Origin of the sequence: Knoellia flava TL1 (assembly GCF_000768675.1) — a bacterium.
GTDB classification, from domain to species: Bacteria; Actinomycetota; Actinomycetes; order Actinomycetales; family Dermatophilaceae; genus Knoellia; species Knoellia flava.
Genome location: NZ_AVPI01000008.1, coordinates 33216 through 57538, shown reverse-complemented (window position 1 = coordinate 57538; position 24323 = coordinate 33216). Strand labels below are relative to the sequence as shown.

The following is a 24323-nucleotide window of genomic DNA, read 5'->3' as shown; positions in this document are numbered from 1 at the left end:
CGGCGCGGCTCGACAGGACACGACTGACCCGCCGCACCGGTGTTTGATCGCGCCCGCGGGTGATGAGACGGTGCTGGGTGTGAGTCTCAGCCGCCAGGCCACGGTCGACGCCTTCGAGCGTCACCTGCGCGCTGAGCGGGGACGCTCCCCCCACACCATCCGGGCCTACCTCGGGGACCTGCGCGAGTTCTTCGCCCACGTCGACGGGGCCGTGACCGAGGAGCACCCGCCGCCCGAGACACCGTTGACCGCCGTTCGGCTCGCCGACCTGCGCGAGTGGCTGGGTGCGCTGGCGTCGGGTGGCGCCGCCAGGACGACCCTCGCCAGACGGTCGGCCACGATGCGGACCTTCTTCGCCTGGGCGGTCCGGGAGGGTCATGTCGACGCCGACCCGTCGCTGCGCCTCGTGGCGCCCAAGCGTCATCGCACCCTGCCGCCCGTGCTCGCGAAGGACCACGCGGCGGGACTCCTCGACGTGGCCACGGTGGCCGCGGACGACGGCGACCCGGTGCACCTGCGCGACCGCGCGGTCCTCGAGCTGCTCTACGCCACGGGAGTGCGGGTGGGTGAGCTCACGGGCCTCGATGTCGACGACGTCGACGACGAGGCCGGCGTGATCCGAGTCATCGGCAAGGGCGACAAGGAACGTCGCGTTCCCTTCGGTCGGCCCGCTGCCGCGGCACTGACCGACTGGCGCGAGCGCGGTCGTCCGCGTCTCGTCACGACCAGAAGTGGCGCAGCTCTCTTCCTCGGGCGGAGGGGTGGGCGACTCGACGCCCGCCAGGTGCGTACCCTCGTGCACGACATGTTGACCCACGTTCCAGACGCGCCGGACCTGGGGCCCCATGGGCTCCGCCACAGCGCGGCGACCCACCTCCTCGAGGGCGGGGCGGACCTCCGGATGGTGCAGGAGCTGCTGGGTCACGCCTCACTCTCGACGACCCAGATCTACACGCATGTTTCCATCGAACGACTCACCGCGTCGTACGCGCAGGCGCACCCCCGTGCCTGAGGACATCGACCTCCCCGACTGGGTGAGCGAGCCGCGACCGGGCGCCGCTCCCCGCGAGGAGGGTGCTCCCACGCGCCGTGCCGACCTGCGCCGCGTCGCGGAGGACCAGCGACGGTCCGCTGCTCGGCGGGCCGCCCGGCACGACTCGGGGCGTCACGACGGCAGGGCCCCGGGACGTGCCGGCGCACACCAGGGGCAGCCCGAGCACCATGAGGAAGCGGCGACACGCGCCGACCGTCGTCGCATGGTGCACGACGGCGTCCGCAGGAGTGTGCCCGAGCAGCGACGGACCGCCGTGGAGATGGTGCCTCCGGAGTCCGCGGCGGAGACCCGCCGTGCGGCCCGGCGTGCGACCCCCGACCGGGCCCGGCGCCGGCGGGCCTCCACGACGACCATCGCGCGGCGGCGGGCGGTCGCTGCCCTCGCCATGGCCTCGCTCGTCGCGCTCGCGCTCTGGACGCTGTGGCCCAGTGAGGAGTCGAGCAGCCCGGTGCGGAAGACGGCCGACCTCGCTGCGTCCGTCGCGGGCTCCGGGTCCGATCCCGTCCCGGCGGCCGAGGACCTCCCGCCGGAGCCGACGGTCGCGCCCTCCTCCGCCGGCGCCGTGCCGAGGGCCGGGTCGGGCAAGCGCGTCCCCGTCGCCCTTCCCGCCATCGCCGCACCCACCGTCAACCCCACCCGCACGATCCGCGTGGCGTTCGAGGTCGAGGACGGCGCGGGCGTCGACGCGCAGGAGGCCGCCAACATCGTCTCGACGACCCTCGGCGACGCCCGAGGCTGGCAGACCAAGGACCGCGTGCGGTTCCGGGCCGTGGACGCCGACGCGGTGTCCCGGGGAGAGGTCGACATCACCATCGTCCTGGCGAGCCCGACGATGACGGACGCGCTGTGCAAGCCGCTGCGGACCAACGGCAAGGTGTCCTGCTTCAACCTGCGCAGGGTCGTCCTCAACACGGCTCGCTGGACGCTCGGCGTCGCGGGCTACGAGGGTGCGCTCCCGGCATACCGGCAGTACATGGTCAACCACGAGATCGGCCACGGTCTCTACCACGGTCACGTCGACTGCCCCGGGGACGACGAGCTGGCGCCGATCATGCTCCAGCAGTCCAAGGGGCTCGACGGGTGCCGGCCGAACGCGTGGCCGACCCTGCCCTGAGGCAGTCAGCGGCGCCCGCCGAGGGGCAGCAGGATGACCGCGCCACCTTCGAGCAGGGGTCTCGGGTCGACGTAGCCGGCGCCGCGCACTGCTCCCAGGTGCAAGCAGGCGCCGCCGCAGTGCGTCCGGCCGGTGACGATGCCGAGCACCGCACCGCGACCGACACGGGCGCCGACCGTGACGGCCCCGTCCACCGGCTCGTAGGTGCTGCGCAACCCGCTGGCATGGGTCACGCTCACGGTGCCCCGGCCCGCGACCACGCCGGCGTGGGTGACGAGGCCGTCGTCGACGGCGAGCACCTGCTGGCCCGCGCTGGCGGCGAGGTCGAGACCCCGATGTCCCGCGCCCCACGTCGAGGCGGGCGCCACGAAGCGTGACCTCACCGCAGGCCTCGGCTGCAGCGGCCACGCCCAGGTCCGCCGTAGGTCGTCCACGTCGAGCGACCTGAGCGGCAGGGCGACCGCCGGCGTCCCGGCCCCAGGACTAGGGGCCACGAGGGTGGGCGGCGGGGGAGGCGCCACCCCCGGCAGGACGCTGCCGGCGACACCGAGGACGGCAAGGGCGCGGCGGACGGCTGACGAGGTCGACATGGCTCGAGCATCGGCCCCACCCCGGCCCGGTAGCCACCCGCACCCGCGCAAGCTGTGGACGACCGCCACCGGAACCGGGCGCTGTTGACGAGCCGACGAGCGGGGGCGAGCCGGACGAGCCGCTTGGGCGGAGCGTGGCGCACCCAACGTCCCCGCCACGCCGGCCAGGCCCACCCGCGCTGCCAGAATCGCCGCCATGGCCTACTCCGTGAAGCAGCGCCACCGCGCGCCGGCCGTCACCTCGCCCGTCCCGGTCGACCCGACACTGCCACGGGCCTGCGTCGTCGGCGCCGGCTCCTCCGGCATCGCGGCCGTGAAGGCGCTCGCGCAGGCCGGGGTCCCCTTCGACTGCTTCGAGCAGGGCAGCGTCGTCGGCGGCAACTGGGTTCTCGACAACCCCAACGGCCAGTCGGCCTGCTACGACACGCTCGAGATCAACACCTCGTGCCCGCGGATGGCCTACTCCGACTTCCCGATGCCCGCCGACTACCCCGCATACGCACGCCACGACCAGGTCGCCGCCTACTTCGAGGCCTACGTCGACCACTTCGCCCTGCGCGACCGCATCGCGTTCGACACGACCGTCACCGACGTCACGCCCGCACCCGACGACACGTGGTTGGTGACCGTCGAGGGCCCGGCCGGTCGCGAGACCCGGACCTATGACGCCGTCCTCGTCGCCAACGGGCACCACTGGGACCCCCGCTGGCCCGAACCCGCCTATCCCGGCACCTTCGCCGGCGAGCAGATCCACGCGCACGACTACCGCTCCGCAGCCCAGCTCGAGGGACGCGACATCGTCGTCGTCGGCTCGGGCAACTCGGCGCTCGACATCGCCGTCGAGGCCGGCCGCGTCGCCCGCTCGACGGTGCTCTCGCAGCGGCGGGGCCAGTGGGTGCTGCGCAAGTTCACCCTCGGACGCCCGTCCGACCAGGTCGCGCTGCCGGGCTGGCTGCCGTGGTGGGCGACCGCCCTGCGGCTGCGGCTGGGCGCCCTGACGTCCGGCAATGTCGCGCGGCTGGGCCTGCCCCAGCCCGCCCACAAGCCCGGCCAGTCGCACCCGGTCCAGTCCGAGGGCATCCGCGCCGCGCTGCGCTCGGGCGCCGTCACACCGAAGCCGGGCATCGAGCGCCTCGACGGCGACCGGGTCGTCTTCGTCGACGGCTCGAGCGCACCCGCCGACCTCGTGGTGTGGGCCACGGGCTACCGAGTGACCTTCCCCTTCCTCGACGCCTCGCTCGTCTCCGCCGACGACAACGACCTGCCCCTGTGGAAGCGCACCGTCCACCCCGACCTGCCCGGTCTCTTCTTCATCGGACTCCTCCAGCCGGTGGGTGCGGTCATGCCGCTCGCCGAGGCGCAGGGCACGTGGGTCGCCCAGATGCTCGCCGGCCGCTACGCGCCGCCGCCCGTCGACGAGGTGCGGCGCCAGATGGCGGCCGAGCACGAACGCAACCGGCGACAGTTCTACGCCTCGCCGCGCCACACGATGGAGGTCGACTTCGACCACTACCTGTGGGACCTCGAGCGCGAGCGTCGCCGTGGTGCTGCCCGCGCAGCCCGGCGCCGTATGCCGTCCGCCCCCGGGCCCGGGGTCGCGCACGACGCGTCGGAGGCGCGTTCGTGAGCCTCCACGGTGGCGCCGTGGTCACCGGTGCCGGCAGAGGGCTCGGCAAGGAGGTCGCCGTCCGTCTCGGTGCCGCGGGGTTCCACGTGATCGTCACCGACGTCGACGAGGCGGCCGCTCAGGACACCGCGGCCGAGATCACCCGCCGCGGTGGCAGGGCGACGGGACGTCGGCTCGACGTCCGCGACCAGGACGCGGCCCGGGACGTCGCGCGGGTCGCGGTCGAGCGGGCCGGGTCCGTCACGCTGTGGGTCAACAACGCCGGGATCCTCGTCACCGGCCCGGTGTGGGACCAGGACGACGCGCAGCGCCGGTTCATGTTCGAGGTCAATGCCCTGGGCACGATGCACGGCACCGTCGCGGCGCTCGAGGTGATGCGACCGGCCCACCGCGGGCACATCATCAACGTCGCCTCGCTCGCCGGCCTCGTGTCGGTACCCGGCGAAGGCGTCTACGCCGCGACCAAGCACGCCGTCGTGGGCCTGAGCACCTCGACGCTGGCCGACCTCCGCGCAGCGGGGGAGCGCGACATCCACATCAGCTGCCTCTGCCCGGACGGCATGTGGACGCCGATGCTCCACGACCGGCTGGACGACCCGAGTGCCTCCATGTCGTTCTCGGGGCAGCTGCTCCAGCCGACCGACGTCGCCGATGCGGTCCTCGCGCTGGTCGACCGGCCCCGACCGGTGCTCGCCCTGCCCCGGTGGCGCGGCGTGGAGGTCCGGCTCTTCGACCTCTTTCCGGGCCTGGCCATGCGGGCCGTACCCCTCGTCGTGCGGCTCAGCCGCGTCCAGCAGAGAGCAGCCGCCAGACGTCTGCGTCGCCGGTAGGGACGCAGGTCAGGCGCGCAGTGCCGACAGCCGCACGGCGGCTTCACGCAGCACGTCGTCCTGCTTGCAGAACGCGAACCGCACGAGGGTGCGCGCCGCGCCGACGTCGTCGTGGAAGACCGAGACGGGCACGGCGGCGACACCGGCACGCGCCGGCAGCTCGCGGCAGAACGCGAGGGCGTCGGTGGCACCTAGCGGCGCTGCGTCGGCGACGACGAAGTAGGTCCCCGAGGGCACCGCCACCGAGAGACCGATGTCGCGCAGCGCCGTGACGAGCAGGTCGCGCTTGCCCTGCAGCGAACGCGAGAGGCCGGCATACACGTCGTCGGGCAGGCCCAGCCCCACCGCGACCGCAGGCTGGAAGGGGCCGGAGCCGACGTAGGTGAGGAACTGCTTGACCGTGCGCACCGCCGCGACCGCCTCGGCGGGGCCGGTGACCCAGCCGACCTTCCACCCGGTCGTCGAGAACGTCTTGCCTGCGGACGAGATCGTCAGCGTTCGCTCCCACATCCCCGGCAGCGTCGCGACCGGCACGTGCTCGACGCCGTCGAAGACGAGGTGCTCGTAGACCTCGTCGGTGACGACCCACGCGTCGTGCTCGCGCGCCAAGGTGCAGATGAGGTCGAGCTCCGCGCGGGTGAAGACCTTGCCGGTCGGGTTGTGCGGTGTGTTGAGCAGGACGAGCCGGGTCCGCGACGAGAAGGCCGCCCGCAGCGACTCCTCGTCGACCGCGAAGTCGGGGAACCGCAGCACCGATGTCCGGCGCGTGGCGCCCGCGAGGGCGATGGACGCGGCATACGAGTCGTAGTAGGGCTCGAAGGTGACGACCTCGTCTCCCGGCTCGCAGAGCGCGAGGACCGTCGCGGCGATGGCCTCGGTCGCACCGACGGTGACGAGGACCTCCCGACGCGCGTCGAGGTCGAGCCCGTAGAAGCGTTTCTGGTGGGCGGCGACCGCGTCGAGCAGCTCGGGGACACCGGCGCCCGGCGGGTACTGGTTGCGGCCGCCGTCGATGGCAGCCTTCGCCGCGTCCAGCACCTCCTGCGGCCCGTCGGTGTCGGGGAAGCCCTGGCCGAGGTTGAGGGCCCCGTGCTCGTGCGCGAGAGCCGACATCTCCGCGAAGATCGTCGAGCCGAAGCCCTGCATGCGGTGCACGAGAGGCGAGTCCATGTCTCGCAGGCTAGCCGTCAGGGGTCGGCCCTACGCTCGGCGACATGACCGACCCGGGACCCGAGCTCGTAGACGCCCTGCGCGCCGCCCTGCGCACCGGCGCCGACCCCGAGCGGGCGGCGGGGCAACAGCGCTACATGAAGAGCGCGATGCCCTTCCTCGGTCTCACCTCGCCGCGGCGCCGCGAGATCGTGCGCCCGCTGCTCGCCGACCCGGGCCTGAGGCTCGAGACGCGCGCCGAGCTCGAGCGCGCCGTCCGCACCCTCTGGGACGACGCGCGCTTCCGCGAGGAGAGGTATGCCGCCCTCGACCTCCTCCGCCACCGTGCCTACCGCGCGTGGCGCGACCCCGACCTCATGCCCCTTGTCGAGGAGCTGGTCGTCACCGGCGCGTGGTGGGACGTCGTCGACGAGCTGTCCAACGTCGTCGGCGAGGTGCTGCTCGTCGACCCCGAGGGGGAGGGCCTGCGGATGCGCGACTGGGCCGAGCGCGACGACCTCTGGCTGCGACGGTCGGCCATCATCAGCCAGCTGCGGCACCGCGAGCGTACCGACACCGACCTGCTCGCGTCGGTCATCGAGGTCAACCTCGACGACCGTGAGTTCTTCGTCCGCAAGGCGATCGGGTGGGCCCTGCGTCAGTACGCCCGGACCGACCCGGTGTGGGTCCGGGCCCTCGTCGACCGGCACTCCGACCGTATGTCCGGCCTGAGCCGGCGTGAGGCGCTCAAGCACCTGTGACGACCGATCGGGCAGGGTCGCGCGACGAGTCGGGCCTCCGGTGACGAGTCGGGGGCCGCGGGATCCCCGACTCGTCACACAACCCCCGACTCGTCGCAGAACTCGGCATCGGGGTCGTCGTCGCCGGCGTGTGCGATCGAGTCGAGCTGCCGCCAGACGAGGGCCAGCATCACGGCCGTGCCGGCGAAGGCGAACCAGAACGGTCCGGTGAGCCCCCACTGCTCGGCGATGGGTCCACCGATCGCCTGCCCGATGACCAGGCCGAGGAACAGCCCGGTCATGTAGACCGACCCGACCCGCCCCTGGTAGGCCGTGGGCACGGCACGCTGCCGCACCGTGTTGCTCACCGTGCCCCACGTGAACGCATAGGCGCCGAAGACGAACATGATGACGATGGCCACCCAGCCGGTGCTCGTCAGCGCGAGCGCGAGGTGGGTGAGGACCTCGGCGAGCAGGCAGACCTTCATGAGCAGCGCGAGCGAGAACCTGCTCGAGATCCGGTCGAACGACAGCGTGGCGATCACGCCCCCGACGGCGCTCGCGGTCGTCAGCAGGCCGAAGCCGACCTCGCCCATGTCGAGGTGGTCGAGCGAGTAGAGCACGAGCACCGACCACGCCGCGCCCCACGTGACGTTGAACGTGAGGATGACGAGCGCGAGCGTGCGCATGGCGGCGTGGTGGCGGATCCACCGCAGCCCCTCGCGGATGTCGGCCCGGACGTGGGTGTCCACGGCGCCGCGGACACCACCGCGGGGGAGGTCCACCCGCGCCACGAGCCCGATGGCGAGGACGACGAGCAGCACCTGGGTGACGAAGGGCCACGCCATGCCCGCGGCGAAGAGGAAGGCCCCGATCGGCGGCCCGACGAGCTGGTTGGCGGTGAGGAAGCCCGCCTGGAGGCGCACCTGCCCGGTCCGCAGGTCGTCGCGCCGGACGAGCATGGGGAGGAGCGTGCCGGCCGTGGAGTCGGCGAAGACCTCGCACACGCCGTAGAGGCACATCGTCACGAGGACGACGGCGATCGACACGTGGTCGCTGACGATGAACCCGCACAGGGCCACGACGACGAGGGCGCGCAGGGTGTTGGCGGTGACGATGATCCGCTCGCGGTCGAGCCGGTCCGCGATCGCGCCGGCCCACAGCCCGAGCAGCAGCCACGGCAGCCGCTGGAGGAGGGCGGCCATCGCCACGAGGGTGGGGTTGCGGGTCTGCGACGCGACGAGCAGCGGCCCGGCGGCGAGCGCGATGCCGTCACCGATGTTGCTCGTCCACGACGCCGCCATGAGCCACCGGAACGGTCGCCCGAGGCGCGACGGCGCGAGCACTTCCCCCAGACGAGACACGAGGGACGACCCTAGCCCCGCGCGGCCCGTAGCGCGTCCCGCTCTGCGCCCCGCACAGCCCACCCACCCCGTATGCCGTTCGCCCACCTCGAGCGGGCCGCTTGACTCGCGTGCGTGCGGGCGACCGGATTTCTCGATCCCTGCTCGTCACCCGTAGGATGGACCGCGGTTTCGTGTGCTCGCACCCGGAACCAAATTCGCGCGTTCCACCGCCGCTGACTGGATCACCACGAAGCGGGGACGCACCACGACAGTCCGGAGCCACACGGCATACGGCGGGGTGTGTCAGGACGCCAGGCAGGTGCCCGCAATCCGTGGGTCACCGACGCAACTGAAACCACGCACAAGGAGAACACGGCATGGCCGTCGTCACCATGCGCCAGCTCCTCGAGAGCGGCGTCCACTTCGGGCACCAGACCCGTCGCTGGAACCCGAAGATGAAGCGCTTCATCATGACCGAGCGCAACGGGATCTACATCATCGACCTGCAGCAGTCGGTGACCTACATCAACAACGCCTACGAGTTCGTCCGCGAGACGGTCGCCCACGGTGGCTCGATCCTCTTCGTCGGCACGAAGAAGCAGGCGCAGGAGCCCATCGCCGAACAGGCGACGCGCGTCGGCATGCCCTACGTGAACCACCGTTGGCTCGGTGGCATGCTCACCAACTTCCAGACGATCTCCAAGCGTCTGACCCGCCTCGTCGAGCTCGACGAGATCGACTTCGACGACGTCGCCGGCTCCGGCCGCACCAAGAAGGAGCTCCTGCTCCTCAAGCGTGAGCGCGACAAGCTCGACAAGACCCTCGGTGGCATCCGCGGCATGTCCAAGGTGCCGTCCGCCGTGTGGATCGTCGACACCAAGAAGGAGCACCTCGCGGTCGACGAGGCTCGCAAGCTCGGCCTCCCGGTCATCGCGATCCTCGACACCAACTGCGACCCCGACGAGGTCGACTACAAGATCCCCGGCAACGACGACGCGATCCGCTCCGTCACGCTGCTGACGCGGGTCATCGCCGACGCCGTCGCCGAGGGCCTCATCTCGCGTTCGGGTGGCAACGCCGCCGCGGACACCGAGGGCGCCGACGAGCCGCTCGCCGAGTGGGAGCGCGAGCTCCTCGGTGGCGACGCCGAGGCTGCTGCCGAGACCGCCGAGGCCGTGGCCCCCGAGGCCGGCGCGACCGCCGCCGCGGACGCCACCGAGGCCGCTCCGGCCGAGGCCGACGCCTCCGCCGAGGCCGCCCCGGCCGAGAAGGCCTGAGCCTTCCCCCTCCTTCCTGTCCGTCTTTCCACAGAAAGAAGCGCACATCCACATGGCGAACTACACCGCCGCTGACATCAAGGCGCTCCGTGAGTCCACGGGCGCGGGCATGCTCGACGTCAAGAAGGCCCTCGACGAGGCCGACGGCGACCAGGCCAAGGCCACCGAGATCCTTCGCGTCAAGGGCCAGAAGGGCGTGACCAAGCGCGAGGGTCGCACCACCTCCAACGGCCTGGTCATCGCCAAGGCCGAGGGTGGCGTCGGCACGCTCGTCGAGGTCCTCTGCGAGACCGACTTCGTCGCCAAGGGCGAGAAGTTCATCGCCCTCGCCGACCAGGTCTTCGCCCAGGCCGTCGAGACCAAGGCCTCCAACGCCGAGGAGCTGCTCTCGAGCACCCTCGCCGACGGCAAGACCGTCAAGGAGCTGCTCGACGACGCCAACGCGACGATCGGCGAGAAGATCGAGGTCAAGCGGGTCGCCCGCGTCGAGGCCCCGGTCGTGGCTGCCTACCAGCACAAGACCAGCCCGGACCTCCCCGCCCAGATCGGCGTCCTCGTGGCGACCGAGGGTGGCGACGAGCAGGTCGCCCGCGACGTCGCGATGCACGTCGCGGCGTTCAGCCCGACCGTCCTCACCCGTGACGAGGTCGACGCCGAGACGGTCGAGAACGAGCGTCGCGTCGCCGAGGCCACGGCCAAGGAGGAGGGCAAGCCCGAGGCTGCGCTCCCGAAGATCGTCGAGGGTCGCGTCAACGGCTACTTCAAGGAGAACGTCCTGCTCGAGCAGCCGTTCGCCAAGGAGCCGAAGAAGACCGTCGCCAAGGTCCTCGAGGAGGCCGGCGCCAAGGCCACGTCCTTCGCCCGCTTCCGCGTCGGTGGCTGACCCTCACGTCTGACCCCCCGCTGGCAACAGCACCCGGTATGCCGTCCGCTCACGAGAGCGGGCGGCATACCTACGTTTCCGGCACCTCACGGACGACGACTGATTGCCAGTTCCAGCGGTCGACGCTGCCCTCCTCCCCGCTGGAACCGGCAATCAGTCGGTGGCCTGGCCGCGGGTGAGCCAGGGCTGGAAGAGCCGCGTCATCCTCGGCAGGACGAGGTAGGTCATGAGCGGCGTCGCGACGAGCGTGGACAGCAGCACCCGGGCCCAGGTCGGCCAGCCGCCGGTGAGCGGTGCGAAGAGGTAGCCCAGCGCCACCGACGTCGGGAAGAACGCCAGCCAGATGACGACCATCTGCTTCCAGCGCGGGGGAGCGGGAGGTGCGATCGGGGCCGAGAGGTCGGTGGTGTCGCGCTCCTCGGGCTCGTCGAACCAGCCCTCGATGCCGGTGCGGTGCTCGATCCGCGTGTCCTCGACGAGGTTGCTGCCCGCGGTGAGCCAGCGGTTGCGCTCGGTGGACCCCTGCCAGGTCGCGAGGGAGTCGCGCGAGTCGAACCGGTAGAGCATGTGCCAGTCGGTCGACTGCGGCGACGGGCGGACCCAGCCCGACCCGAGGAAGCCGGGGAAGTGGCTGGCCATCTGGGTGCCGGCGTCGGCCCAGGCCCGCATGAGCAGCTCGTCCTCGGGACGCACCCGGCGGGTGATGGCGACGGTCACGGGACCTCGGCCCGGTGGGGTGGGCGCGGGGGTGTCGGTCACGTCCCCAGTGTGCCAACCCGGAAGCGTCGGGCCATGACGCGGTGTGCGAGGATTCGGGGCACCGCCAGCAACCCCGCCGAGGAGGCACGGTGACCACTGACGTCCAGACGCAGCTCGCTCCGACGACCACCGCAGGACGGCCCCGACGGGTCCTGCTCAAGCTCAGCGGTGAGGTGTTCGGCGGTGGCCGCATCGGCGTCGACCCCGAGGTCGTGCGCGGCATCGCCCGCCAGATCGCCGAGGCGATCCGCCAGGGGACCCAGGTCGCGATCGTCGTCGGAGGTGGCAACTTCTTCCGCGGCGCCGAGCTGCAGCAGAAGGGCATGGAGCGCTCGCGCGCCGACTACATCGGCATGCTCGGCACGGTGATGAACTGCCTCGCCCTCCAGGACTTCCTCGAGAAGGAGGGCATCGACACGCGGGTCCAGACGGCCATCGCCATGGGCCAGGTCGCCGAGCCCTACATCCCGCGTCGCGCGATCCGCCACCTCGAGAAGGGGCGCGCGGTGATCTTCGGCGCGGGAGCCGGTATGCCGTACTTCTCCACCGACACGGTGAGCGCCCAGCGGGCGCTGGAGTGCCAGTGCGACATGGTGCTCATGTCCAAGAGCGGCGTCGACGGTGTCTACGACTCCGACCCGCGCACCAACCCCGACGCCCGCAAGCTCGACACGGTGACCTACGCAGAGGCCCTCCGACGCGGCCTCAAGGTCGTCGACGCGGCGGCGTTCAGCCTCTGCATGGAGAACGGCCTGCCGATGATGGTCTTCGGGATGGAGGGCGAGGGCAACATCACCCGGGCCATCCAGGGAGAGCGCATCGGCACCCTCGTCACGGCCTGAGGCCCGGCCACTGCGGCGTTCGCGCCATTGTTTGACAGACTGGACCCGGCCGCCCCACCGGGCGGCACGGCATACCGAAGGAGACCTGCGCCCATGATCGACGACACGATGCTCGAGGCCGAGGAGAAGATGGAGAAGGCCGTCGAGGTGGCCAAGGACAACTTCGCCGGCATCCGCACGGGCCGCGCCCACCCGGGCATGTTCAACAAGGTCGTCGTCGACTACTACGGCGCGCCGACCCCGCTGCAGCAGCTCGCGTCGTTCCAGACGCCCGAGGCCCGCACGATCCTCATCTCCCCGTTCGACAAGGGCGCGATGTCCAACATCGAGAAGGCCCTGCGCGACGCCGACCTCGGCGTCAACCCCTCCAACGACGGCAACGTCATCCGCTGCATCCTCCCGCAGCTCACGGAGGAGCGGCGCAAGGAGTACATCAAGATGGCGCGCGGCCAGGCCGAGGACGCCAAGGTCGCCATCCGCAACATCCGCCGCCAGGCCAAGGAGGCCATCGAGAAGCTCGTCAAGGACGGCGAGGTCGGCGAGGACGAGGGCTCGCGCGCCGAGAAGGACCTCGAGGGCCTGACGAAGAAGTACGTCGACACCGTCGACGAGGTGCTCAAGAGCAAGGAGACCGAGCTGCTCGAGGTCTGACCTCGGGCAGACGTTGCGCGCATGAGCGACTCCTCCACGACCGACGGCCCGGCGGCTGCACCGGCGCCGGCAGAGGCCTCCGCCACGGCCGCTGCGGCGGCCGCGGGCGGCACCGACGGCAAGGGCAAGACGAAGGCGGGACGCAACCTGCCGGCGGCGATCGGTGTCGGCGTCGGCCTCGCGCTCGTCGTCATCGGCTCGCTCGTCTTCCGTCGCGAGCTCTTCCTGCCCGTCCTCGTCGTCGCCATCGTCATCGGCGCGTGGGAGATGCGGCGGGCGGTGCGCCAGGCCGGGGTCGAGGTGCCGTTCGTGCCCGTCGTCATCGGCGCGGTGTCGATGCTGCTGTCCGCGTTCTACCGCGGGCCGGAGGCGCTCGTCCTCACCTTCGGGCTCACCTGCGTCGGCATCCTCGTCTGGCGCGTCGCCGACGGGCTCGACAACGCCATGCGCGACATCTCCGGGGCGCTGTTCGTCGCGCTCTACCCGTGCTTCCTCGGCGGGTTCGCCTCGCTGCTGCTCGCCGCCGACGACGGGCACCTGCGCATCATCTACTTCGTCCTCGTCACCGTCGCCTCCGACATCGGCGGCTACGCGTTCGGGGTCTTCCTCGGCAAGCACCCGATGGCGCCCTCGCTCTCACCGAAGAAGTCGTGGGAGGGCTTCGGCGGCTCGGCGTTCACGTGCGCGGTCGTCGGCGCCGTCGGACTCGCGACGCTCCTCGACGGCGTGTGGTGGCAGGGCGCGGTGATCGGCGTCGTCGTCGCCGCGGCGGCCACGATCGGCGACCTCATCGAGTCGAGCATCAAGCGCGACCTCGGCATCAAGGACATGGGCCGACTCCTGCCGGGCCACGGCGGGCTCATGGACCGGCTCGACTCGCTCCTCGTGTGCATCCCGGTCGTCTGGGCCCTGCTGCTCTGGGCCGCCCCGGTCACCTGACCTCCGGAGAGGCTGCCGCCTCCCGCAGCCGAGCAACGCCCACGCGGGTTCGGAGCCAGTGCCCCGCGAGTGGGACACTGGACGCGATGACCTCGCTCCCTGAACCCACCGTCGGCCGACCCGCGCCCGGCCAGCTGACCTTCCAGGCTCCGCGTCGGGGCAAGCCCCCGCGCCACCTCGCCGACCTCAGCCCCGCCGAGCGCAAGGCCGCCGTCGAGGAGCTCGGCCACAAGGGCTTCCGCGCCAAGCAGCTCTCGACGCACTACTTCGAGCGGCTCGTCGAGTCGCCCGACGAGATGACCGACCTGCCCAAGGCCGTGCGCGACCAGCTCGTCGCCGACCTCCTGCCGCCGCTGCTCACACCGGTCCGCACCCTCGAGGCCGACCGTGGAGCGACGCTCAAGTCGGTGTGGCGCCTCCACGACGGCGCGCTCGTCGAGTCGGTGCTCATGCGCTACCCGCGGCGCGTGACGATTTGCATCTCCAGCCAGGCCGGCTGCGGCATGAACTGCCCGTTCTGCGCCACCGGGCAGGCCGGACTCACCCGCAACATGTCTGCCGGCGAGATCGTCGAGCAGGTCGTGGACGCCAACCGTCGGCTCCGCAACGGCGCCCTCCCGGCGATCGGCGCGACGCACCCGGCCGAGGCGGGTCTGGGCGACGAGTCCGACGAGCACTACGGCGACGACGAGCCGGCCTCGGGGCCGGGGCCGCAGCGCGTGTCCAACGTCGTCTTCATGGGCATGGGCGAGGCGCTCGCCAACTACAAGGCGGCGATCGGCGCGATCCGCCGGCTCACCGACCCCAGCCCGGACGGCCTCGGCATGAGCGCGCGCGGCATCACGATGTCGACCGTCGGGCTCGTGCCCGGCATCGACAAGCTGGCCGCCGAGGGCATCCCGGTGACGCTGGCGCTGAGCCTGCACGCGCCCGACGACGAGCTGCGCGACGAGCTCGTGCCCATCAACACCCGGTGGAAGGTCGACGAGGCGCTCGACGCGGCCCACCGCTACTACGAGGCCACCGGTCGTCGCGTGAGCATCGAGTACGCCCTCATCAAGGACATCAACGACCACGCCTGGCGGGCCGACCTCCTCGGCGAGAAGCTCGTCGCCCGCGGCAAGGGCTGGGTCCACGTCAACCCGATCCCGCTCAACCCGACGCCCGGCTCGAAGTGGACCGCGTCGCGCCGTGGCGTCGAGCAGCAGTTCGTCGAGCGGTTGCGCGCACACGGCATCCCGACGACGGTGCGCGACACCCGCGGCTCCGACATCGACGGCGCCTGCGGCCAGCTGGCGGCCACGACAGCCTGACCCAGCGCGGTCGCGAACGGGAGCGAACGGCATACCGGCTCGTCGTCGTATGCCGGCCGCCCACCTCCGTCAGGCCGGGTTGCCCCGCGAGTCACGGACGACCCTTGCGGCGCTCAGCCGGGCACCGGCACGCCCTCCTGGTCGCGCAGCGTGATCGGTGTCGGGAGGCCCTCGCGCTCGACCGCCCAGACGTCGACGGTGCGCGGCGCCCATCCGCAGTTGGTGTCGGAGTCACGCTCGATGACCAACCGGAGGGACGAGCCGTCCCGCTCGACGTGCGACTTCTCGGTGCACTTGTTGTAGACACCGACGACGAGCACCTCCTCGTCGAGGTCGACGGCCTCGACGGGCGCCCGCTCGTCCGGGCCGACGACCGAGGGTAGCGACGCGAGCAGCTCGCGGCGCTGTGCGTCGTCGGCGACGAGCCTGGTCCGCAGCTGCGCGTCGCCCCACTCGTCCCGATCGGCCCGGCTGTGAGCGGTCGACTCGCTCCACGTGACGACGAGACGGGAGGTGGGGTCGCCGCCGGTCAGGCCGGGCAGCACCCCTGCGCCACAGCCCGCGGTGGCGGACGCGGCCGCGGCAGCGAGGGCGAGGAGGGGCACGACGCGTGCGGTTCGGCGGGCGGGCGCACGACTCGGGAGCCGGGTCATGCCACTGTGACGTGCGCCGGTGTCGTGCGGTTCCACCCGGGCCTCTCAGCCAGCGCGACTACTCTGGGGCGATGCGCCTGCGTCTCGCTGCGGCCGGCATCGTCGCCGCGCTCACCCTCACCGCCTGCGGCGGCACCCTGCCGGACAACCTCCGTGGCGAGGACACGCACGGCAGCAGCCACGGTGCGTCCTCGTCGCCGGAGAAGGCGGCCGCCGGCTCGAAGCCGGCCAAGCCCGAGAAGCCGGACGTGCCCCTGCGCAAGGGGGAGGCCTTCCAGGACATCTCGATGGCGGCGAAGTACACGCCCAAGGCGCCGTTCGGCAGCGGGACCGACGACTACCGCTGCTTCCTCGTCGACCCGAACTTCGCCCAGGACATGATCGTCAGCGGCGTCAAGGTCATGCCCGACAACCCCGACGCCGTCCACCACGTCATCCTCTACAAGGTCGAGCCGCAGGACGTCGCCGCGGCGAAGGCGCAGGACGCGCAGGACGAGGGCGACGGCTGGACCTGCTTCGGCGGCACGGGCATCAAGGGCGGGGCCGCCTCGCAGATCAACAGTGCCGAGTGGGTCGCGGCCTGGGCGCCGGGCGGGGGCGAGCGGGTCATGGCCGAGGACATCGGCATCCCGCTGGCCAAAGGCTCGCAGCTCGTCATGCAGATGCACTACAACCTCCTCGTCGGCGACGGCCCCGACCAGAGCAGCGCCCGGCTCCGGCTCACCCCGGCGGCGGCGGGCACGAAGACCCCGCTCCAGACGATGCTCCTGCCGGCCCCTGTCGAGCTGCCCTGCCGCAAGGGCACTCCCGGCGAGCTCTGCGCTCGCACGCCGGCCGTCGCCGACATCCGTGCCCGCTTCGGCGAGCAGGTCGCGACGGCCGACCTGCTGCACCTGCTCTGCGGCGAGCTCAAGCCCGGCCCGACGCAGTCCTGCACGCGGCCGGTGACCGAGGCCGGTCAGATCCGGGCCGTCGCCGGGCACATGCACCTGCTCGGCAAGTCCATCACCGTCGACGTCAACAAGGGCACGCCGCAGGCGAAGCGTGTCCTCGACATCCCGGTGTGGAACTTCGACGACCAGGACGCCGTCCCGCTGCCCAAGCCGCAGCCCATCAAGAAGGGCGACACCCTCACCGTGACGTGCACCCACGACCAGGCGATGCGCGACGTGCTGCCCGCCTACGAGGGCACGCGCGAGCGCTACGTCGCTTGGGGCGAGGGCACGACCGACGAGATGTGCCTCGGCGTCGTCCTGCTCACGCGCGGCTGAGCACGACCTCGGCGGCCTCCTCGACGGTGTCGACGAGGTGCACGACCTCACCGAGACCGCGGTCGCGACCGAGCGCCTCGATGGCGTTCCAGACGGGCACGGCTCGGGACCAGTGGTCGACGCCGACGAGGACGAGTGGCGGCAGGGTGCGCTCCGCCTCGGCGTAGTAGAGCGGCGTGACCGACTGGAAGATCTCCTGCACCGTGCCGGCCGCGCCGTGGAGCACGACGAGCCCGGCGGTCGAGCGCGCGAGCAGTCCGTCCTCGCGCACGGCGTTGCTGAAGTACTTCGCGATCCCGTTGCAGAAGACGTTGGGCGGCTCGTGTCCGTAGAACCATGTGGGGATGCCGATCGAGCGCACGCGGCTGTCCGCGACCGGCTGCCGCAGGACGTCGTCGTGGACCTCGAGGGCGATGCCGGCCCAGTCGTCGATGGACGGACGGAACGACGGTATGCCGGCCAGTCGCCCGAGCGCGTCGCGCAGGACGTCCTCGGTCGGGCACAGCGCACCGAGGTTCGCGGCCTCCATCGCCCCCGGCCCGCCGCCGGTGGCGACGACGAGCCCCGCGGAGGCGAGCCGGTGGCCGAGACGGGCGGCGCCGGCATACGCCTCGCTCTCGCGCGAGAGCGCGTGCCCGCCCATGACGCCGACGACGGGCGAGTCGCCGAGGAACTCGGTGAGGGCGTCGCTCACCGAGTCGTCGTGGATGGCGCGCAGCAGGCTGACGAAGACGTCGTGGCGGAGGGTGGCGTCGCGCGACCAGTGGTAGGCGAGGGCGTCGGGGGTCCGTTCGTAGCCGCGCTCGGCCAGGCCGGCATAGAGCTCGTGCGGCTGGTAGAGCGTGGCGCGGTAGGGGTTGACCGGTGCGTGCGGGTCGGTCGGGAAGACAAGGGCTCCGTGCAGCCGGAGGTGGGCGTCGAGCGCGGGGGACAGTCGGCCGCCGAGGACGACGAGCGCCTCGAGGTCGGTGCGGCCGAGCAGCTCGTCCTCGTGGCCGGTGAGGTCGAGGTCCTGGATCCGGCGGCCCGCGAGGGGTGCGCCGCTCGACAGGGCCGCGTCGAGGTCGCCCAACGTCTCGATCTCGTCCATGCCGTTCATCCTGCCCCGCGGTTAGGGTCGAACCATGGCTCCCGTGACGCAGAAGTCCGTCCTGTCCACCGTGCCGACCCAGCTGTTCGTCGGCGGCGAGTGGCGCGACTCGCTCAGCGCGACCACCTTCCCCGTGCACGACCCGGCGACCGGCGGCGTGCTCGTCGAGGTGGCCAACGGGACGGTCGCCGACGGTGAGGCCGCGCTCGACGCAGCCGTTGCGGCACAGGCCGACTGGGCGGCGACGCCCCCGCGCGAGCGCGGCGAGATCCTCCGCCGGGCCTTCGAGCTGCTCACCGAGCGCACCGACGAGTTCGCGATGCTCATGACGCTCGAGATGGGCAAGCCGCTGGCCGAGTCGCGCGGAGAGGTCGCCTATGCGGCGGAGTTCTTCCGGTGGTTCTCGGAGGAGGCCGTGCGCATCCACGGCCGGTATGCCGTCAACCCGGCCGGCGGGTCACGCCTCCTCACGATGCAGAAGCCGGTGGGCCCGACGTTCATGATCACGCCGTGGAACTTCCCGCTGGCGATGGGGACGCGCAAGATCGGCCCGGCCGTCGCGGCAGGATGCACGATGGTCGTCAAGCCGGCCCAGGAGACGCCGCTGTCGATGCTCGCCCTCGCCGCGCTCCTCGAGGAGGCGGGTCTGCCGGGCGGGGTCCTCAACGTCGTCGCGACCTCGGACACCGCCGTCGTCTCCGAGCCGATCATCCGCGACCCACGCCTGCGCAAGCTCACCTTCACCGGGTCGACCGCCGTGGGCCGCAGGCTCGTCGAGCAGTCGGCTGAGCAGCTGCTCCGGGTGTCGATGGAGCTCGGCGGCAACGCGCCCTTCCTCGTCTTCGACGACGCCGACCTCGACGCCGCCGTCGAGGGGGCGATGCTCGCCAAGATGCGCAACATCGGGGAGGCATGCACCTCCGCGAACCGCTTCCTCGTCCACGAGTCGGTGGCCGAGGACTTCGGCCGGCTGCTGGCGAAGCGCATGGGCGGGCTCACCGTCGGCAAGGGCACGAAGCCGGGTGTCGAGGTCGGCCCGCTCATCACGGCCAAGGCCCGCGACGGTGTCCACGAGCTCGTGCAGGAGGCCGTCGACAAGGGCGCCCGGCTGCTCACCGGCGGCGAGCCGGTGGCCGGCCGCGGCCACTTCTACGCCCCGACCGTGCTCGTCGACGTGCCGGCCGACGCGCGGGTCCTCGCCGAGGAGATCTTCGGACCCGTCGCGCCCATCACGACCTTCTCCGACGAGGCGGACGCGGTGCGGCAGGCGAACTCGACCGAGTACGGCCTCGTCGCCTACGCCTACACCCGCGACCACGCCCGCGTCATCCGGGTGAGCGAGGGCCTGGAGTTCGGGATGGTCGGCATCAACACCGGAATCGTGTCGAACGCCGCTGCCCCCTTCGGTGGCGTCAAGCACTCCGGCTTCGGCCGAGAGGGCGGGTTCGAGGGCATCTCCGAGTACCTCGAGACGACCTACGTCTCGCTCAACCCCTGAGCCCCGTCGGGGCAGGGACGTCAGGTGTCGATGCGCAGCGCCTCGACCGGGGCCACGGCGACGGCCCGCCGGGCCGGACCCTGCGACGCGACGAGCACGAGCACGACGCCGGCCGCGGCGATGCCGAGGAGGGCACCGAACGGCATACCCCAGACGAGGCCCTCGGTCGGGGCTCCCACGAGAGCCTGCGCGCCCGCCGACCCGTAGACGAGACCGAGCACCGCGCCGAAGGCGACGGCCGATGCCGACAGCGCGACCGACTCCTTCGTGATCATCGTGCGGACCTGGCGGCGGGTGAACCCGAGCGAGCGGAGCAGGCCGATCTCGCGGTGGCGCTGGATGACGCTGAGCGACATCGTGCTCACGAACCCGACGGCGGCGATGACCGACGAGACGACGATGATGCAGACGAGCACGGTCGAGGTCACGGCATAGACCTGGTCGGCCTGGGCGCGCTGGGCGGCATCGACGTCCCACGAGGCGACGCTGTCGCGCAGTGCCGACATGCCGGAGGTGAAGGTCGTCACGAGGGCGACGCCGATGACGAGCCCCATCGTCGACCGCGTCGTCCGCAGCGGGTCGAGCAACGCGTTGCGACGGGCCACGACGCTCGCCGGGTCGTTGCCGAGCACCCTGCTCAGCGCCCCGACGACGCCGGGGATGACGAACCGCGCGCCGACGAGGAACCCCGTGCCGGAGCCGGCGGCTCCGACGAAGGCGAGGAGGAAGCCCGCCGCGGGGTTCGACTCACCGAGAACGGCCCCGAGGGCGAGGACGAGCAGCCCACCGACGATGCCGGTGCCAGCGATCACGGCTCGCCACACCGACGCCGACCGCGGGGGAGGGGTGTGCGCGGCGGTCCCGGCGAGGGCGGCTGCGGGCGACACCCGGAGCACGCCGCGCGACCCCAACCAGCCGGCGACGGTCGCCGACGCGACGATCGCCACGAGCGCGCCGCCGAGCTGCCACGTCGCCCACAAGTAGTCGGCCTCGGGCAGCGTGCCGCGGGCGACGAGCACGACCCGGACGACATGGGTGAGCGACGTCCCGAGGGCGACACCGGCGAGCGCCCCGAGCGCCCCGACAGCGGCGGTGCCGCGCATGACCGACGACCTCAGCTCCCGGCCGCGGGCACCGAGGAGCCGGAGCAGGGCGATGTGGCGCAGCCGACCGGCGACGACCGTGTCGACCGCGCCGACGATGACGATCGCACCGACGTAGAGCGCGATGAGGACGAAGACGCCGGCGACGATCCCGAGCAGGAGGCCGACCGAGCCACCGGACGCGCGGCTCACGGTCTCCAGGATCGACGACGTCGTCATGAGCGTCGCGGCGTAGGCGCCGCACAGACCGGCGACGAGGCCGACCGTGCCGAGCTCGCGCAGGCTCCCGAGGACGAGGTTGCGCCTCATGCCGCGCCCACCTCGAAGCCGATGAGCAGGTCCGAGATCTGCTGCGGCGACAGCGGTCCGTGGTCGCCGACGAGCCGTCCGTCGGCGAGGACGAGGATGCGGTCGGCGTAGGACGCGGCCACCGGGTCGTGGCTCACCATCGCGATCGTCTGGCCGTACTCACGCGCCGCGGTCCGCAGCAGCGTGAGGACCTCGCGCGACGAGCGCGAGTCGAGGTTGCCCGTGGGCTCGTCGGCGAAGATCACCGACGGCCGCGAGGCGAGAGCCCGGGCGATGGCGACCCGCTGCTGCTGGCCACCGGAGAGCTCGCTCGGCCGGTGCCCGATCCGCTCTCCGAGACCGAGGGTGAGGACGAGGTGGTCGATCCACCGTTGCTGCTCGGCGCCGACCTGCCGACCGGCGAGCTCGAACGGCAGGAGGATGTTCTCGCGGGCCGACAGCGTCGGGACGAGGTTGAAGGCCTGGAAGACGAAGCCCACCTCCTCACGCCGCAGCCTCGTCCGCGCGTCGTCGTCGAGGTGGGTGAGCGGCCGGCCGGCGAGCATGACCTCGCCGCTCGTCACGTCGTCGAGCCCGGCCGCGACGTTCATGAGCGTCGACTTGCCCGAGCCGGAGGGGCCCATGATGGCGGTGAACCCGCCGCGGTCGATGTCGACGCTGACCTCGTCGAGGGCGGCCACCCTGCCGGTGCCCTCGCCGTAGGTCCGCGAGACCCGTCGCAGCGAGACGACGGCCGATGCGGACTGTTCCTGGTGTGGTGTCGATGTCATGCGAACGACGCTAGGAACGGCGTCCCCCGGACCACATCCGGCTCGAGAGGCATCCCGGTCCGTCCGGCGATGTATCCGCCCGACCCTCGCGCGGATGACCACAGGTGTATGCCGTGCGCCGACCGCCGCTCGGCCCTCACCACCCCGGTCCGTAGGGTGCGTGGCATGAGCGAGACCCCCGCGACCTTCACCGACCCCGCGACCATCGACGCGCTGTCCCACACCGTCCGCGAGTCCGGCGGCGCCCTCGGCCCGCAGACCGCCCTCTGGCGGGCGATGTTCGGCCTCGAGCGCTGGTTCTTCGTCGCCCGGGGGAGCATGCCCGACGTCGGCCCGCTCGTCGGCACCGTCGACGAGGTTCCGTGTCTCCTCGCCTTCACGACCGGCGCCCGGGCCCGCGAGTTCGCGCTCGCGAACGGGTTCAGCGAGGAGCAGGCCAACCAGGTCCTCGCCGTGCCCAGCGACAACATCCTCGCCCTGTGCGACCAGCTCGCCGAGCACGGTGTCAAGCGAGTCGTCGTCGACCAGGGCGTGCTCGGGTTCTTCGCGCCCCTCGAACAGCTCCGCCCCATCCACGACTTCATCGACCAGCACCCGCCGCAGGGCTGAGCCGCACTCCTCGCCCGCGGGCCGGATTCAGAGCAGGCCGTGCTCGTAGGCGTAGACGACGAGCTGCACCCGGTCCCGCAGCGCCAGCTTGGTGAGGATGCGCGACACGTGCGTCTTCACCGTCGCCTCGGAGAGGAACTCGGCCGCCGCGATCTCGGCGTTCGACAGGCCCTGGGCCGCCCGCAGCAGGATCTCGCGCTCGCGCGGGGTGAGCCGCTCGAACTCCGCTCCGGGGGTGGCCGTCGTCCGCTGACGGAAGCGCTCGAAGACCGCCCGGGTCGCACCCGCCGCGACGACCTGGGTTCCCTCGGCGACGGCCCGGATCGCGGCGAGGAGCAGCTCGGGCTGGGTGTCCTTGAGGACAAAGCCGGAGGCGCCCGCCTCGATGGCGTCGGCGGCGAGCTCGTCGAGGTCGAAGGTCGTGAGCACGAGCACCCGTGGTGCCTCCTCGCCGAAGCGGGCCAGCAGACGGCGGGTCGCCTCGACCCCGTCGACGCGGGGCATCCGGACGTCCATGAGGACGACGTCGGGACGGCAGTGCTCGACGAGGGCGACGACCTCGCTTCCGTCGCCGGCCTGACCGACGACCTCGAGGTCGTCCTGGCTCGAGACGACCATGGCGATCCCGGCCCGGAAGAGGGCCTGGTCGTCGACGAGGGCGACCCGCACGCTCACGTGCGGCCCTCGCCGTCCGAGGACGTCACGACGTGCGGTAGGTGCGCCTCGACGACCCATCGGTCCCCGTGCCGCGCCGAGGCCAGCGTGCCCCCGGCGACGAGCGCTCGCTCGGTCATGCCGGCGATCCCGTGCCCACCGCCCGGGAGGGGTGGCTCGGTCGCTCCGACGGTGTTGGTCACCCTGAGACGGTAGCCGTCGGTCCAGTCGACGTTGACCTCCACCGGCCGGGTGAGGTCCCCGTGCTTGAGGGCGTTGGTGAGCGACTCACCGAGGAGCCGGTATGCCGTGAGCGCGACGAGCGGGGACACCTCGGCCGGGCCGGTCTCGGACATCCGGAGGTCCATGCCCGACGCTCGCATGCGGTCGAGCAGCGCTTCCTGCTGCGCGGGTCCGGGGGTCGTCGGCCGGAGCTCCCGGTCGCGGAGGCGGGCGACGAGGAGGCGTAGGTCGCCCATGGCCGTGCGGGCCGTCTCGCCGATGACCTCGAGTGCGCGCTCGGCCTCGGCAGGCCTGTCCCGCAACGCATACCGTGCACCGTCGCTCTGCGCGGCCACGACCGCCCAGGAGTGGGCGACGACGTCGTGCATGTCGGCGGCGATGCGGCGACGCTCCTGCTCGAGGTCGTAGAGCTCGGTCACCCGGCGCACCTCGAGGGCCTCGAGCTGCGCGTCGACACGGGCCTGCACCGCCTGTCGCTGCTGCCACCGCACGTAGCCCCCGCCCCAGCCGCCGAGGCACACCACCGCGGCCGTCGACCCGAGGCCGACGGTGGCGACTCCTCGCTTGAAGCCGCCGAGGTCCGGCGCACCGCGGGTCGCGCCGTAGGCCGCCGCGCAGAGCACGGCGACTCCAGCCGCGGCGAGGCCGAACCGCCGGACCCGAGAGTCGCGGTGGGCGCCGAGCGTGAAGAAGAGGACGGCATACGCGATGTTGGCGAGGTAGGCGATGTCGTCGCCGACGACCTGCGCGACCGACCCCGCGACGGCGAAGGCCGACATGAGCGGCCACGAGACCCGGCGCAGCCCGAGCGCCACGGCGAGCAGGACCGCCGCGAGGACCGGCCACGCGCCGATCGCGACGTGGACGGCGAGCATGAAGAGGCCGAAGCCGACGGCCACCGCGACGTCGGCGAGGACCTGCCGCCGGGTCGGCCGATCGTCGCCCCACACGTCGCTCATGCGGCAAGGCTAGGCGGCGACCACGCTGCCCGCGTCCGTCGCAGGACGGA

24 protein-coding genes are annotated in these 24323 nt (G+C 72.2%); 14 read left to right on the top strand and 10 right to left on the bottom strand.

The genetic code is table 11. From position 1 onward, the window contains the following. The first annotated feature begins 79 nt into the window (after positions 1-79). On the top strand, positions 80-1012 hold the full coding sequence (locus tag N798_RS04260; RefSeq protein WP_035946513.1) for a tyrosine recombinase XerC: 933 nt from the start codon (positions 80-82) through the stop codon (positions 1010-1012). Then, positions 1005-2168 (top strand): DUF3152 domain-containing protein, encoded by a 1164-nt coding sequence (locus N798_RS18020; protein WP_188450447.1) that lies wholly within the window; start codon positions 1005-1007, stop codon positions 2166-2168. The genes N798_RS04260 and N798_RS18020 overlap by 8 nt, the downstream gene beginning before the upstream one ends. Positions 2169-2173: 5 nt before the next feature. On the opposite strand, the gene N798_RS04250 is transcribed toward N798_RS18020, so the two are convergent. Further along, positions 2174-2758 carry a M23 family metallopeptidase gene (locus tag N798_RS04250; protein ID WP_035946511.1) on the bottom strand — a complete coding sequence of 195 codons (585 nt, stop codon included), beginning with the start codon at positions 2756-2758 and terminating at the stop codon, positions 2174-2176. Positions 2759-2954: 196 nt separating this feature from the next. Between N798_RS04250 and N798_RS04245 the strand changes: the two genes are divergently transcribed. Next, complete coding sequence (locus tag N798_RS04245; protein ID WP_052116897.1) at positions 2955-4385, top strand: flavin-containing monooxygenase; 1431 nt, start codon at positions 2955-2957, stop codon at positions 4383-4385. Then, positions 4382-5215, top strand: coding sequence for an SDR family NAD(P)-dependent oxidoreductase (locus N798_RS04240; RefSeq protein ID WP_035946509.1), 834 nt, complete (start codon positions 4382-4384; stop codon positions 5213-5215). The genes N798_RS04245 and N798_RS04240 overlap by 4 nt, the downstream gene beginning before the upstream one ends. Positions 5216-5224: 9 nt before the next feature. On the opposite strand, the gene N798_RS04235 is transcribed toward N798_RS04240, so the two are convergent. After that, positions 5225-6385 (bottom strand): pyridoxal phosphate-dependent aminotransferase, encoded by a 1161-nt coding sequence (locus N798_RS04235; protein ID WP_035946508.1) that lies wholly within the window; start codon positions 6383-6385, stop codon positions 5225-5227. A gap of 44 nt (positions 6386-6429) precedes the next feature. Between N798_RS04235 and N798_RS04230 the strand changes: the two genes are divergently transcribed. Beyond that, a complete protein-coding gene (locus tag N798_RS04230; RefSeq protein ID WP_035946505.1) occupies positions 6430-7125 on the top strand; it encodes a DNA alkylation repair protein in 696 nt (231 codons plus the stop codon). A 74-nt stretch (positions 7126-7199) separates the two neighbouring features. Here the strand turns inward: N798_RS04230 and N798_RS04225 are convergent, their stop codons facing one another. After that, positions 7200-8468 (bottom strand): MFS transporter, encoded by a 1269-nt coding sequence (locus tag N798_RS04225; RefSeq protein WP_052116896.1) that lies wholly within the window; start codon positions 8466-8468, stop codon positions 7200-7202. Between the two features lie 359 nt (positions 8469-8827). Here N798_RS04225 and rpsB point away from each other — a divergent pair, with 359 nt between their 5' ends. Together rpsB and tsf are read left to right on the top strand one after the other, a co-directional pair. Next, positions 8828-9727 (top strand): 30S ribosomal protein S2, encoded by a 900-nt coding sequence (gene rpsB, locus N798_RS04220; protein ID WP_035946503.1) that lies wholly within the window; start codon positions 8828-8830, stop codon positions 9725-9727. A gap of 52 nt (positions 9728-9779) precedes the next feature. After that, entirely contained in the window at positions 9780-10610 is an 831-nt protein-coding gene (gene tsf, locus N798_RS04215) for a translation elongation factor Ts (protein WP_035946501.1), read from the top strand. Between the two features lie 153 nt (positions 10611-10763). On the opposite strand, the gene N798_RS04210 is transcribed toward tsf, so the two are convergent. After that, entirely contained in the window at positions 10764-11369 is a 606-nt protein-coding gene (locus tag N798_RS04210; RefSeq protein ID WP_084100094.1) for an antibiotic biosynthesis monooxygenase, read from the bottom strand. An 89-nt stretch (positions 11370-11458) separates the two neighbouring features. Here N798_RS04210 and pyrH point away from each other — a divergent pair, with 89 nt between their 5' ends. From pyrH to rlmN, 4 genes are all read left to right on the top strand, one after another. Beyond that, positions 11459-12211, top strand: coding sequence for a UMP kinase (gene pyrH / locus N798_RS04205; protein WP_035946497.1), 753 nt, complete (start codon positions 11459-11461; stop codon positions 12209-12211). A gap of 93 nt (positions 12212-12304) precedes the next feature. Continuing rightward, positions 12305-12862, top strand: coding sequence for a ribosome recycling factor (gene frr / locus N798_RS04200; protein ID WP_035946495.1), 558 nt, complete (start codon positions 12305-12307; stop codon positions 12860-12862). A gap of 21 nt (positions 12863-12883) precedes the next feature. Next, positions 12884-13801, top strand: a complete 918-nt coding sequence (locus tag N798_RS04195) for a phosphatidate cytidylyltransferase (protein WP_035946493.1) — start codon at positions 12884-12886, stop codon at positions 13799-13801. Between the two features lie 86 nt (positions 13802-13887). Beyond that, positions 13888-15114, top strand: coding sequence for a 23S rRNA (adenine(2503)-C(2))-methyltransferase RlmN (gene rlmN, locus N798_RS04190; RefSeq protein ID WP_035946492.1), 1227 nt, complete (start codon positions 13888-13890; stop codon positions 15112-15114). A gap of 113 nt (positions 15115-15227) precedes the next feature. Here rlmN and N798_RS04185 read toward each other — a convergent pair whose 3' ends face one another. Further along, positions 15228-15719, bottom strand: a complete 492-nt coding sequence (locus N798_RS04185) for a hypothetical protein (protein ID WP_156971611.1) — start codon at positions 15717-15719, stop codon at positions 15228-15230. Positions 15720-15838: 119 nt separating this feature from the next. Here N798_RS04185 and N798_RS04180 point away from each other — a divergent pair, with 119 nt between their 5' ends. Beyond that, positions 15839-17038, top strand: a complete 1200-nt coding sequence (locus tag N798_RS04180) for a monooxygenase (RefSeq protein WP_035946490.1) — start codon at positions 15839-15841, stop codon at positions 17036-17038. Here the strand turns inward: N798_RS04180 and N798_RS04175 are convergent. After that, positions 17025-18128 carry an LOG family protein gene (locus N798_RS04175; RefSeq protein WP_035946487.1) on the bottom strand — a complete coding sequence of 368 codons (1104 nt, stop codon included), beginning with the start codon at positions 18126-18128 and terminating at the stop codon, positions 17025-17027. The genes N798_RS04180 and N798_RS04175 overlap by 14 nt on opposite strands. Before the next feature lie 34 nt (positions 18129-18162). Between N798_RS04175 and N798_RS04170 the strand changes: the two genes are divergently transcribed. Then, on the top strand, positions 18163-19626 hold the full coding sequence (locus tag N798_RS04170; RefSeq protein ID WP_035946486.1) for an NAD-dependent succinate-semialdehyde dehydrogenase: 1464 nt from the start codon (positions 18163-18165) through the stop codon (positions 19624-19626). Between the two features lie 20 nt (positions 19627-19646). On the opposite strand, the gene N798_RS04165 is transcribed toward N798_RS04170, so the two are convergent. Together N798_RS04165 and N798_RS04160 are read right to left on the bottom strand one after the other, a co-directional pair. Next, positions 19647-21038, bottom strand: a complete 1392-nt coding sequence (locus N798_RS04165; RefSeq protein ID WP_035946483.1) for an ABC transporter permease — start codon at positions 21036-21038, stop codon at positions 19647-19649. Further along, on the bottom strand, positions 21035-21808 hold the full coding sequence (locus N798_RS04160; RefSeq protein WP_052116895.1) for an ABC transporter ATP-binding protein: 774 nt from the start codon (positions 21806-21808) through the stop codon (positions 21035-21037). Before N798_RS04160 ends, N798_RS04165 begins: the two co-directional genes overlap by 4 nt. A gap of 165 nt (positions 21809-21973) precedes the next feature. Between N798_RS04160 and N798_RS04155 the strand changes: the two genes are divergently transcribed. Next, positions 21974-22417, top strand: a complete 444-nt coding sequence (locus N798_RS04155; protein ID WP_156971610.1) for a hypothetical protein — start codon at positions 21974-21976, stop codon at positions 22415-22417. 27 nt (positions 22418-22444) lie between these two features. On the opposite strand, the gene N798_RS04150 is transcribed toward N798_RS04155, so the two are convergent. Both N798_RS04150 and N798_RS04145 read right to left on the bottom strand, forming a co-directional pair. Then, positions 22445-23092, bottom strand: coding sequence for a response regulator (locus N798_RS04150; RefSeq protein ID WP_035946479.1), 648 nt, complete (start codon positions 23090-23092; stop codon positions 22445-22447). Continuing rightward, on the bottom strand, positions 23089-24273 hold the full coding sequence (locus tag N798_RS04145; RefSeq protein ID WP_035946477.1) for a sensor histidine kinase: 1185 nt from the start codon (positions 24271-24273) through the stop codon (positions 23089-23091). Before N798_RS04145 ends, N798_RS04150 begins: the two co-directional genes overlap by 4 nt. Positions 24274-24323: the final 50 nt, after the last annotated feature.